Below are 11,993 nucleotides of genomic sequence, written 5' to 3' on the forward strand. Positions count from 1 at the left end.
CAACATAGACTTTGGCCCTTTCCAGCCAATCGCGCCGTATTCACGGGAGATAACAACAATGAACATCCAGAACGTCGTCGACATCAGCCTGACCAGCAGCGAAGCCGAACGCTATCGCCCGGACCCGGCGAAGGTGCTGAAAGGAGATCCTGAGCAAGCGGTGTTCCATCAGTACGAAAGCCCTTGTGGGCAGATGGGCGTTGGCGTGTGGGAAGGTGCGGTGGGGCAATGGACGGTGAATTACACCGAGCACGAATATTGTGAGATTTTGCAGGGCGTTTCGGTGCTGCGTGACAGCGATGGTAACGCCAAGACCTTGCGTGTTGGCGACCGGTTTGTGATTCCGGCGGGGTTTCGCGGCACCTGGGAAGTGCTTGAGGCTTGCCGCAAGGTCTATGTGATCTTTGAACAAAAGGCTTGAGGATTTTCGCTGGCTGATCGGCCCTATCGCGAGCAGGCTCACTCCTACAGGTGACCGCATTCCAATGTAGGAGTGAGCCTGCTCGCGAAGGGGCCAGAACAGGAAACACCAAATCCGAGGCAACAAAAAAGGCCCGTATCGTGAGATACGGGCCTTTTTTGTAAGTCGGGAAAAATCAATTACTTGATTTTGCCTTCCTTGTAGATCACGTGCTTGCGAACAACCGGATCATATTTCTTGATCTCGATTTTGTCCGGGGTAGTACGCTTGTTCTTGTCGGTAGTGTAGAAGTGACCAGTACCGGCGCTCGAGATCAAACGAATCAATTCACGCATGATTAGCTCCCTTAAATCTTGCCATCGCGGCGAAGTTCGGCGAGCACGACAGTGATGCCACGCTTGTCGATGATACGCATGCCTTTGGCAGATACGCGCAGACGCACAAAACGTTTCTCTTCTTCAACCCAGAAGCGGTGATGCTGCAGGTTCGGCAGGAAACGACGACGGGTTTTGTTGTTTGCGTGGGAAATGTTATTCCCAGTCACCGGACCCTTACCGGTAACTTGACATACTCTCGACATGCCTCAGCCCTCTAAAACCACATGCCCAACCCGGCATGGGTTGGCCGCTTAATCTCTCAGTCATTTGGCGCCAGGCGCCGCGTTTCTTTAGAGGTCTTACCGGCTACACCTACAGTGAAGGAACCGGGCCCCTAGAAAAGAGCGCTGCTTTATACCAGAAAGACTTCGGAGCAACAACATTCGGTGTGCAAACAATCCACAAAAAGGCGCTTTTTCAGCCTGCGAACGCCTTGGATAAAGGCTGGCATCGATTTTTACCACTCGTCGCAGAAAACCACCCTTGCGGGTGTTTCAGACTTTTGGCCGCGCCCCGCAGCCTGAAAAACGGCCATTACTGTGCCCCGAAAATGCAAAAAGGGGATAGTCATTTGTAATCCAGACCTCTAGGGTAGGCCTTTTCCAGACTGCACTTGCAGATGGGCCTTCGATCTGTAAAAGGAAACCGACCATGCGCCTCGCTGCCCTACCCCTGTTGCTCGCCCCGCTCCTGCTGAGCCCCCTGGCCCAGGCCGCCGCGCTGAGCGTCTGCACCGAGGCCAGCCCGGAAGGGTTCGACGTGGTGCAGTACAACTCGCTGACCACCACCAACGCCTCGGCCGACGTGCTGATGAACCGTCTGGTGGATTTCGACACCGCCAGCGGCAAAGTCGTGCCAAGCCTGGCCGACAGCTGGGAAGTCAGCACCGACGGCCTGACTTACGTGTTCAAGCTGCATCCGCAGGTGAAGTTTCACACGACTGAATACTTCAAGCCGAACCGTGAGCTGACCGCCGAAGACGTCAAATTCAGCTTCGACCGCATGCTCGACCCGGCCAACCTGTGGCACAAGGTTGCTCAAAGCGGCTTCCCCCATGCGCAGTCGATGCAGTTACCTGCACTGATCAAGAAAATCGACGCACTTGATCCGCTGACCGTGCGCTTCACCCTCGATCACCCGGACTCTACGTTCCTGGCGACTCTGAGCATGGGCTTCGCTTCGATCTACTCCGCCGAATACGCCGACAAACTGATGAAGGCCGGCGCGACGGACAAGCTCAACAGCCAGCCGATCGGCACCGGCCCGTTCGTCTTCAACCGTTTCCAGAAAGACGCAGCGATCCGTTACAAGGCCAACCCGGATTACTTCGGTGGCAAGCCTGCGGTGGATCCGTTGATCTTCGCCATCACCCCGGACGCTAACGTGCGCCTGCAAAAACTGCGGCGCAATGAATGCCAGATCGCCCTGTCGCCAAAACCGTTGGACGTACAGGCCGCGCTGAAAGAACCGACACTGAAAGTCGAAAAGACTGACGCGTTCATGACCGCGTTCGTCGGCATCAACAGTCAGCATCCACCGTTGGACAAGCCGGAAGTGCGTCAGGCAATCAACCTCGCGTTCGACAAGGCCAACTACATCAAAGCCGTGTTCGAAGACACTGCCGAAGCCGCGAACGGCCCTTACCCGCCGAACACCTGGAGTTACGCGAAGAACCTGCCGGGTTACCCGCACGATGTCGCCAAAGCCAAGGCATTGCTGGCCAAGGCCGGGTTGAAGGACGGTTTCCAGACCACCATCTGGACGCGTCCTTCCGGCAGCCTGCTGAATCCGAACCCAAGCCTGGGCGCACAGATGTTGCAGTCAGATCTGGCGGAAATCGGCATTCAGGCAGAAATCCGCGTGATCGAGTGGGGCGAACTGATTCGCCGCGCCAAGGCCGGCGAGCATGACCTGCTGTTCATGGGCTGGGCCGGCGATAACGGCGACCCGGATAACTTCCTCACGCCGCAGTTTTCCTGCGCAGCGGTCAAGTCCGGCACCAACTTCGCCCGTTATTGCAACGCCGACCTGGACAAGCTGATCAGCGCCGGCAAGACCACCAGCGAACAAGGCGTGCGCACCAAACTGTACGAGCAGGCGCAGACGCAGATCCAGCAGCAGGCGTTGTGGCTGCCGTTGGCGCACCCGACGGCCTATGCGCTCACACGCAAGGACGTACAGGGTTATTCGGTTAGCCCGTTTGGCCGGCAGGACTACTCCAAGGTCAACCTGAAATAACCTGCCCAGCACACCACCTGTAGGAGTGAGCCTGCTCGCGATGGCGTCATTTCAGTCAACCCATTCGGTGACTGGAAAATTGCTATCGCGAGCAGGCTCACTCCTACAGGGGGTTAGCGTTTTTCCCCTGAGCGTTACATCCAGCCACACTCCGCCATCGACAGCGGCTCACCATCGCCAACGATGAAATGATCGAGCACCCGCACATCGATCAACTCCAGCGTCTTCTGCAGACGCTTGGTCAGCAATCGATCTGCCTGACTGGGGTCGGTATTCCCCGATGGATGGTTGTGGCACAGGATCAGCGCCGCCGCGTTATTGGCCAAACATCGCTTAACCACCTCGCGGGGATGCACGCTGGTGTTGTCGATCGAGCCGCGAAACAGGATCTCGAAATTCAGTACTTGATGTTTGGAGTCGAGAAACAGGCAACCAAACACCTCATGCGGTTCGTGACGCAGCATCGATTTCAGATAATCGCGAACGACCTGAGGGTTTTCCAGGGCTGGTTTCTGCCGTGATTTCTCAGCCAGATGCCGCCTGTTCATTTCCTGAGCCGCTTGCAGTTGCGCAAACTTCGCCGGCCCGAGCCCCAATTGTTTGCTGAATGCGTGCTGATCGGCCTCAAGCAGCAAACGCAGGCTGCCGAATTGAGTCAACAGATTGCGCGCCAGGTCCACAGCGCTTATTCCGGGCAATCCGGTGCGCAGAAAAATCGCCAATAACTCAGCGTCCGAGAGGCTCGCTGCCCCATGCTCCAATAACCTTTCCCGCGGGCGTTCCGCCGCAGGCCAATCGCGAATACTCATACACATTCCCTGTCTGTGGGCGCCGCTGTTCCGTAGCGGTCGCTGTGATATCGTAGCCCATCTTTTTTGCGGTCGATTCAACCCTGGGGAGGGGCATCGCATCGCAGTCATCAACGAAATGAAAGGCAGACCTATGCAGCGGCTGTATCGGAAACGCATCGTTCTGGGCGTCGGCGGCGGCATCGCGGCCTACAAGAGCGCCGATCTGGTTCGTCGCCTGATCGACCAGGGCGCCGAAGTGCGCGTGGTCATGACCCACGGTGGCGCCGAGTTCATCACCCCGCTGACCATGCAGGCCTTGTCCGGCCACCCGGTGCACCTCGACCTGCTCGACCCGGCCGCTGAAGCCGCGATGGGCCACATCGAGCTGGCCAAGTGGGCCGATCTGGTGCTGATCGCCCCGGCTACCGCCGACCTGATCGCCCGCCTGGCCCAAGGCATCGCCAACGATTTGCTGACCACCCTGGTGCTGGCCACCGACGCTGTCGTCGCCGTTGCTCCAGCGATGAATCAGGCGATGTGGCGCGATCCGGCGACCCAGGCCAACCTGCAACTCTTGGAAAGCCGTGGCCTGAAGACCTTCGGCCCAGCCTCCGGCAGCCAAGCCTGCGGCGACGTCGGCATGGGCCGCATGATGGAAGCCACCGATCTGGCGCAATGCGCAGCGGACTGCTTCCAGCGGCAGGCGCTGACCGGTAAACACGTGGTGATTACCGCCGGCCCGACCCAGGAAAACATCGACCCGGTGCGCTACATCACCAACCACAGCTCCGGCAAAATGGGCTTTGCCCTCGCCGAAGCCGCGGTTGAAGCCGGCGCCCGCGTCACGCTGATCAGCGGCCCGGTGCACCTGCCGACGCCGGATCGCGTCACCCGTATCGACGTGGTCAGTGCCCGCGACATGCTCGCGGCTTGCGAATCGGCGATCCCGTGCGATGTGTTTATCGCCTCGGCTGCGGTTGCGGACTACCGTCCGGAAGTCGTCGCCCCGCAAAAACTCAAGAAAGATCCTACGAGCGGTGACGGCTTCGTCCTGCAAATGGTGCGTAACCCGGACATCCTGGCCACCATCGCGACCCGTCCCGACCGTCCGTTCAGTGTCGGCTTTGCCGCCGAGACCGAACACCTGCTCGACTACGCTGCACGCAAGCTGAAGGACAAGAATCTCGATTTGATCGTCGCCAACGACGTCGCCAACCCGAGCATCGGTTTCAACAGCGAAGAAAACGCCTGCAGCGTGATTGACCGTGCGCTGCACGCCACGGTTTTCGCCCAGACCAGCAAGAGCAAGATCGCTCGCCAACTGGTCACTTTTATCGCCGAACGTCTGAACCAGGTTTAATTTACATGCACGCTTTGCAAGCCAAGATCCTCGACCCACGCATCGGCAGCGAATTCCCGCTGCCGCAATACGCCACCCCGGGCTCCGCCGGCCTCGACCTGCGCGCCATGCTGGATCAGGACATTGTGATCAAGCCGGGTGAAACCGTGCTGATTCCGACCGGTCTGTCGGTTTACATCGGTGACCCTAACCTCGCCGCGCTGATCCTGCCGCGCTCGGGCATGGGCCATAAGCACGGCATCGTGCTGGGCAACCTCGTGGGTTTGATCGACTCCGATTACCAGGGCCCGCTGATGGTGTCGTGCTGGAACCGTGGTCAGACCGACTTCACCATGACCGTCGGCGAACGTCTGGCGCAACTGGTGCTGGTACCGGTGGTGCAGGCGCATTTCGAAATGGTTGAAGAGTTCGTCGAAACCGAACGCGGCACCGGCGGTTTCGGCCATACCGGCACCAAGTAACCGGCGTCATCGTCTGTAGGAGCTGCCGAAGGCTGCGATCTTTTGATTTGGTTTTCTACGATCAAGATCAAAGATCGCAGCCTGCGGCAGCTCCTACAGGGGGAAATTTCAGGCAGATCGGCTGAAAGGTTTACCGCCGTAAATCAAGGTTTTGCCGGCCGAAAGCCACGCCAGCCGAGGCGTCATGGCCCTTTCATACCACGAACTCTCTGTGGAAAACGCCGTCATACCCTTCAGTTTGAGCCTGCCGTCGAACGATTCGTCGGTCTGTCCCGCCACTTTCGAGATGGAGCATTTCCGTAGATGAGCACCCCAGCCAAGATTGCCCCGAAGCTGCCCGACAGCATTTTCCGCGCCTATGACATTCGCGGCACCGTGCCGGAATTCCTCAATGCCGAAACCGCTTACTGGATTGGCCGCGCCATCGGTTCGCAGAGCCTGGCCCAAGGTGAACCAAATGTTTCCGTCGGTCGCGACGGTCGCTTGTCCGGCCCGGAGCTGGTGGCCGAGCTGATTCGCGGTATCGCCGAAAGCGGCTGCCATGTCAGCGACGTTGGCCTGGTGCCGACGCCGGCGCTGTACTACGCCGCCAACGTGCTGGCCGGCAAGTCGGGCGTGATGCTCACCGGCAGCCACAACCCGTCGAACTACAACGGCTTCAAGATCGTCATCGCCGGCGACACCCTCGCCAACGAACAGATTCAGGTGCTGCATGAGCGCATCAAGACCAACAACTTGAGCAGCGGCACCGGCAGCGTCACCCAGGTCGAAATCCTCGACCGCTACAACACCGAAATCGTCCAGGACATCAAACTGGCCCGGCGCATGAAGGTCGTGGTCGACTGCGGCAACGGCGCGGCCGGTGTGATCGCCCCGCAACTGATCGAAGCGCTGAACTGCGAAGTCATCCCGCTGTTCTGCGAGGTCGACGGCAACTTCCCGAACCATCATCCGGATCCGGGCAAGCCTGAGAACCTCGTCGACCTGATCGCCAAGGTCAAGGAAACCAACGCCGACATCGGCCTGGCGTTCGACGGCGACGGCGACCGTGTCGGCGTGGTGACCAACACCGGCAGCATCGTCTACCCGGATCGCCTGCTGATGCTGTTCGCCCGCGACGTGGTGGCGCGCAACCCGGACGCCGAGATCATTTTCGACGTCAAATGCACCCGTCGTCTGGTGCCGCTGATCAAGGAATACGGTGGTCGCCCGCTAATGTGGAAGACTGGTCATTCGTTGATCAAAAAGAAAATGAAACAATCCGGTGCTCTATTGGCCGGTGAAATGAGCGGGCACATCTTCTTCAAGGAGCGCTGGTTCGGTTTCGATGACGGCATCTACAGCGCCGCACGGCTGCTGGAGATCCTCAGCAAGGAAAAATCCACTGCGGAAGAGCTGTTTGCGACCTTCCCGAACGATATTTCTACGCCGGAAATCAATATCCATGTGACCGAAGAGAGCAAATTCAGCATCATTGATGCTCTGCACGACGCACAGTGGGGCGCAGGCGCTGACCTGACCACCATCGACGGCGTGCGAGTCGATTACGCCAAAGGCTGGGGCCTGGTGCGCGCGTCCAACACCACACCGGTGCTGGTGCTGCGTTTCGAGGCCGATGACGAGGCTGAATTGCAACGCATCAAGGATGTGTTCCACGCCCAATTGAAACGCGTTGCACCTGATCTCCAACTACCGTTCTGATCCACCCGGAGCCCTGAATGACCCTCGAACGCGAAGCCGCCGCCCATACCGCCCAGGTCCTGTCCGAAGCGTTGCCTTACATCCGACGCTATGTCGGCAAGACCCTGGTGATCAAATACGGCGGCAACGCGATGGAAAGCGAGGAGCTGAAGACCGGCTTCGCCCGCGACATCGTGTTGATGAAAGCCGTGGGCATCAACCCGGTGGTGGTTCATGGCGGCGGCCCGCAGATCGGTGATCTGCTCAAGCGCCTGTCGATCGAAAGCCACTTCGTCGATGGCATGCGCGTCACCGACGCCGCGACCATGGACGTGGTGGAAATGGTCCTCGGCGGCCAGGTCAACAAAAGCATCGTCAACCTGATCAACCGTCACGGCGGTAGCGCCATCGGCCTGACCGGTAAAGACGCCGGGCTGATTCGCGCGAAGAAACTGACCGTCACCCGTCAGACCCCGGAGATGACCCAGCCTGAAATCATCGACATCGGTCAGGTGGGCGAAGTGGTCGGCATCAACACCGAACTGCTGAACCTGCTGGTCAAGGGCAACTTCATCCCGGTGATCGCGCCGATTGGCGTCGGTGAAAACGGCGAGTCCTACAACATCAACGCTGATCTGGTGGCCGGCAAAGTCGCCGAAGCACTGAAAGCCGAAAAGCTGATGCTGCTGACCAACATCGCCGGCCTGATGGACAAGTCGGGCACCGTGCTGACCGGCCTGAGCACCCAGCAGGTCGACGATCTGATCGCCGACGGCACCATCTACGGCGGCATGCTGCCGAAGATCCGTTGCGCGCTGGAAGCGGTTCAGGGCGGCGTGGGCAGCTCGCTGATCATCGACGGTCGTGTACCGAACGCGATCCTGCTGGAAATCTTCACCGACACCGGTGTGGGTACGCTGATCAGCAATCGCAAGCGTCCTTAAGCTTTAGTGCAAACAAAAAGACCCCGCTCAGCCTGGCTGAGCGGGGTCTTTTTTTGCACCGCAATCCCTGTGGGAGCGAGCCTGCTCGCGAAAGCGGCCTCTGCATCACATCAATGCTGAATGTGAAGACCTCTTCGCGAGCAGGCTCGCTCCCACAGTGCTCTGCGGTTAAACGCCGAACTGGGCGCGGTAGGCTTCCACGGCTGGCAGGTGTTGCTTGAGCTGCGGATCGTCGGCGAGGAATTCCAGCACCTGATTCAACGAAACAATGCTGATCACCGGAATGCCGAAGTCGCGCTCGACTTCCTGGATTGCCGACAACTCACCGTTGCCACGCTCCTGACGGTTCAGGGCGATCAGCACACCGGCAGCCTTGGCGCCGTCCTGCGAGGCGATGATCTGCATCACTTCGCGGATTGCTGTACCGGCGGTAATCACGTCATCAATGATCAGTACGTCACCGGTCAACGGCGCGCCGACCAGACTGCCGCCTTCGCCGTGGGCCTTGGCTTCCTTGCGGTTGAAGCACCACGGCAGATCACGGTCGTGGTGCTCGGCCAGCGCCACGGCAGTGGTCGCCGCCAACGGGATGCCTTTGTAGGCCGGGCCGAACAGAACGTCGAAGGGAATGCCGCTTTCGGCAATGGCTGCCGCGTAGAAACGCCCCAGTTGCGCCAGGGCCGAACCCGAGTTGAACAGGCCGGCATTGAAGAAGTAAGGACTGGTGCGCCCGGACTTCAGGGTGAACTCACCGAAGCGCAAAACGCCGCGATCGATGGCAAAACGAATGAAATCGCGCTGATACGCTTGCATGAAAAAAACCCCAAATACCACGGATTTAGCTAATTAGCTTGACGCCGTGTATCATACACGCACGCGATTTTTGGGGCCATTTATGCGGATCATCAGTGTGAACGTCAATGGTATTCAGGCTGCAGTCGAGCGTGGTTTGCTCAGTTGGCTGCAAGCACAGAATGCCGACGTCATCTGCCTGCAGGACACCCGTGCCTCCGCCTTTGAACTGGATGACCCAGCCTTCCAACTGGATGGCTACTTCCTTTATGCCTGCGATGCTGAAGTCCCTGCCCAAGGCGGCGTGGCTTTGTATTCGCGGTTGCAACCGAAGGCTGTCATCAGCGGTCTCGGTTTCGAGACGGCCGACCGCTACGGGCGCTACCTGCAAGCAGATTTCGACAAAGTCAGTATTGCCACCTTGCTGCTCCCTTCGGGGATGAACGGCGATGAGGACTTGAACCAGAAGTTCAAGCTCATGGACGACTTCGGCAAGTACCTGGACAAACAGCGACGCAAACGTCGCGAGTACATTTATTGTGGCTCGCTGTACGTGGCGCAGCAGAAGCTCGACATCAAAAACTGGCGCGACAGCCAGCAATCCCCGGGCTTCCTGGCGCCAGAACGCGCCTGGATGGACGAGATTGTCGGCAACATGGGTTATGTCGATGCCCTGCGCGAAGTCAGTCGTGAAGGCGACCAGTACAGCTGGTGGCCGGATAACGAACAGGCCGAGATGCTCAATCTGGGCTGGCGCTTCGATTACCAGATCCTGACTCCAGGCCTGCGACGCTTCGTACGCAGCGCACGCCTGCCACGTCAGCCGCGGTTCTCGCAGCACGCACCACTGATCGTCGACTACGACTGGACGCTGACCATCTAAGCGCCGTTCGCAGTACAAAAAATGCCCGTATCGCAAGATACGGGCATTTTTTATGCGCCACTTCCAGACAGGCTCGAATTCAGACTGCCACGAAAAACGGTAAGGCCAGATACAGCTTGATCACGATGACATTGATAATGTCGATGAAGAACGCTCCGACCATCGGCACCACCAGAAACGCGATCTGCGAGGGGCCGTAGCGCTGCGTCACGGCCTGCATGTTGGCAATGGCAGTCGGCGTGGCACCCAGGCCAAAACCGCAATGCCCTGCCGCCAGCACGGCCGCATCGTAGTTGCGGCCCATCACCCGGAATGTAACGAAGATCGCGAACAGCGCCATGACCAGCGCCTGCACAGCCAGAATGATGAAGATCGGCAACGCCAGCGCCGCCAGATCCCACAACTTGAGCGACATCAGGGCGATCGCCAGAAACAGCGACAGGCTGACATTGCCCAGTACCGAGACCTCACGCTCAAACACCTGATACAAGCCCAACGCTGAAAGACCGTTGCGCAACACCACGCCTACAAACAGGACGCAAACAAACGTCGGCAACTCGAATGCAGTCCCTTGTAGCAGGCCGTTCAACAGATTGCCCGCGAGCAAGCTGACTGCAATCAGAGCGAGGGTTTCGACAAACGAGAATGGCGTGATCGAGCGCTCCTTGTTCGGCTGCTCAAAACCTTTTGGCAATCGTGCCGCATCCAGTTGCTGGCCGCCGGGCACTTTCACTCGCTTGATGAGCAAACGCGCGACCGGCCCGCCAATCAAACCACCCAGTACCAGACCAAACGTCGCAGAGGCCATCGCCAGTTCGGACGCAGAGGCCAGACCATACTTCTCACTGAATACAGTGCCCCAAGCAGCACCGGTGCCATGACCGCCCGCCAGAGTGATCGAACCGGTCAGCAGCCCCATCAATGGATCAAGCCCGAGCATTTTTGCCAACCCGATCCCCATCGCATTCTGCACCACCAACAGCCCGGTGACCGCCAGGAGAAATATCCCCACTATCCGGCCACCTTTCTTCAGACTGGCGAAGTCTGCGCTTAAACCGATGGTGGCAAAAAAGGCCAGCATCAAAGGTGTCTGCAGGGAAGTATCGAAACGAACTTCAACATCGAACGTTCGCAGCAGCAACAACAGCAAGGCAACTACCAGCCCACCCGCTACAGGTTCAGGGATATTGTAACTGCGCATGAAACCAACACGCCTAACTAGCCCGCGCCCTAGCAGAAGTACTAAGGATGCGGCCACAAGTGTTCCGTAAAAATCGAGCTGAATCATTGGGATTATTCTTGGCTATATATTCAGAGGCGCGCTTTTTTACCTGCACCCGCCTCATGAACCGGCTGATTGTCTCAACACTGATTACTGTGGAATTCAAGAGCCTTCGTTGGCTTGAATATATCTTAATATTTCAGAAGGAATATTAGCCCGGCAACTTTAACAATCGCCATCTGTGATTCCAATGATATGAACCAGAACCAAGCCACTGCAGTTGTGACAAAAAGTGTAATTACGCCATTGATATAAAATGTTACTTGCCACTCATCGCAACAAGATTATTCCTACATACCGAAGAGATAACTTTATGGTCGCAAATAAAAATGCCCTGACATCTCAGGGCATTTTTTAAACTGGGCGAGCTTTTATTTGATCAACCGCCAGGTAAACGGATATCGGTACGGGAAGCCTTCATTAGCCTTCACCCCCGCAATGATCGTCAAAACCAGTGCGCCGATAGCCAGTATTCCCAACAGAAAGAAACCGATGATCAACACCATCAACAGAAAGCAGATCAACGATGCGATGGCGACGGTAATCTGAAAATTCAGCGCCTCTTTACCTTGAGCATCGATGAACGGGTCCGTTTCGCGCTTCATCTGCCAGAGGATCAACGGTCCGATCAGATTGCCGAACGGAATCCAGATCCCCAGCAAGGCGGACAAGTGACAAAACATCGCCCATTGGCGAACCTCTTGGCTCGGTTTGGGCAGCAACTCTTGCTCGTCACTCATCGCGTCCTCCTTGCGGTTATCAAC

General features: G+C 58.0%; 12 protein-coding genes and 1 pseudogene. 7 read left to right on the top strand and 6 right to left on the bottom strand.

What is annotated here, in order from left to right:
- The first annotated feature begins 58 nt into the window (after nt 1-58).
- Nucleotides 59-421, top strand: a complete 363-nt coding sequence (locus AC5SEM_RS25095) for a cupin domain-containing protein (protein WP_025112716.1) — start codon at nt 59-61, stop codon at nt 419-421.
- Nucleotides 422-600: 179 nt separating this feature from the next.
- On the opposite strand, the gene rpmG is transcribed toward AC5SEM_RS25095, so the two are convergent.
- The gene (gene rpmG, locus AC5SEM_RS25100; RefSeq protein ID WP_003177274.1) at nt 601-756 is read right to left on the bottom strand and encodes a 50S ribosomal protein L33; all 156 of its coding nucleotides are present in this window, start codon (nt 754-756) and stop codon (nt 601-603) included.
- Nucleotides 757-767: 11 nt separating this feature from the next.
- Nucleotides 768-1,001, bottom strand: a complete 234-nt coding sequence (rpmB, locus tag AC5SEM_RS25105; RefSeq protein WP_007920377.1) for a 50S ribosomal protein L28 — start codon at nt 999-1,001, stop codon at nt 768-770.
- Between the two features lie 448 nt (nt 1,002-1,449).
- Between rpmB and AC5SEM_RS25110 the strand changes: the two genes are divergently transcribed.
- Nucleotides 1,450-3,036, top strand: a complete 1,587-nt coding sequence (locus AC5SEM_RS25110) for an ABC transporter substrate-binding protein (protein WP_495471498.1) — start codon at nt 1,450-1,452, stop codon at nt 3,034-3,036.
- Nucleotides 3,037-3,170: 134 nt separating this feature from the next.
- Here the strand turns inward: AC5SEM_RS25110 and radC are convergent, their stop codons facing one another.
- Nucleotides 3,171-3,845: a RadC family protein gene (gene radC, locus AC5SEM_RS25115; protein WP_007920367.1), complete on the bottom strand. Its 675-nt coding sequence runs from the start codon at nt 3,843-3,845 to the stop codon at nt 3,171-3,173.
- A 133-nt stretch (nt 3,846-3,978) separates the two neighbouring features.
- Between radC and coaBC the strand changes: the two genes are divergently transcribed.
- The 4 genes and pseudogenes from coaBC to argB all read left to right on the top strand — a co-directional run bounded on the left by coaBC (nt 3,979) and on the right by argB (nt 8,272).
- A complete protein-coding gene (gene coaBC / locus AC5SEM_RS25120) occupies nt 3,979-5,187 on the top strand; it encodes a bifunctional phosphopantothenoylcysteine decarboxylase/phosphopantothenate--cysteine ligase CoaBC (protein WP_007920365.1) in 1,209 nt (402 codons plus the stop codon).
- 5 nt (nt 5,188-5,192) lie between these two features.
- A complete protein-coding gene (dut, locus tag AC5SEM_RS25125) occupies nt 5,193-5,648 on the top strand; it encodes a dUTP diphosphatase (RefSeq protein ID WP_007920363.1) in 456 nt (151 codons plus the stop codon).
- A gap of 324 nt (nt 5,649-5,972) precedes the next feature.
- A pseudogene (locus AC5SEM_RS25130) lies at nt 5,973-7,349 on the top strand (phosphomannomutase/phosphoglucomutase); the annotation flags it as partial.
- A gap of 17 nt (nt 7,350-7,366) precedes the next feature.
- Nucleotides 7,367-8,272 (top strand): acetylglutamate kinase, encoded by a 906-nt coding sequence (gene argB, locus AC5SEM_RS25135; protein WP_003229488.1) that lies wholly within the window; start codon nt 7,367-7,369, stop codon nt 8,270-8,272.
- A gap of 168 nt (nt 8,273-8,440) precedes the next feature.
- Here the strand turns inward: argB and pyrE are convergent, their stop codons facing one another.
- Nucleotides 8,441-9,085: an orotate phosphoribosyltransferase gene (gene pyrE, locus AC5SEM_RS25140; protein WP_008078597.1), complete on the bottom strand. Its 645-nt coding sequence runs from the start codon at nt 9,083-9,085 to the stop codon at nt 8,441-8,443.
- An 82-nt stretch (nt 9,086-9,167) separates the two neighbouring features.
- On the opposite strand from pyrE, the gene crc reads away from it, so the two are divergent.
- Nucleotides 9,168-9,947, top strand: a complete 780-nt coding sequence (crc, locus tag AC5SEM_RS25145) for a catabolite repression control protein Crc (protein WP_007920349.1) — start codon at nt 9,168-9,170, stop codon at nt 9,945-9,947.
- 79 nt (nt 9,948-10,026) lie between these two features.
- Here the strand turns inward: crc and gltS are convergent, their stop codons facing one another.
- Nucleotides 10,027-11,235 (bottom strand): sodium/glutamate symporter, encoded by a 1,209-nt coding sequence (gene gltS, locus AC5SEM_RS25150; protein ID WP_495471499.1) that lies wholly within the window; start codon nt 11,233-11,235, stop codon nt 10,027-10,029.
- Between the two features lie 365 nt (nt 11,236-11,600).
- Nucleotides 11,601-11,969, bottom strand: coding sequence for a DUF4870 domain-containing protein (locus tag AC5SEM_RS25155; RefSeq protein WP_007920344.1), 369 nt, complete (start codon nt 11,967-11,969; stop codon nt 11,601-11,603).
- Nucleotides 11,970-11,993 lie beyond the last annotated feature (24 nt).

It is taken from the genome of Pseudomonas sp. CH61, assembly GCF_059429415.1.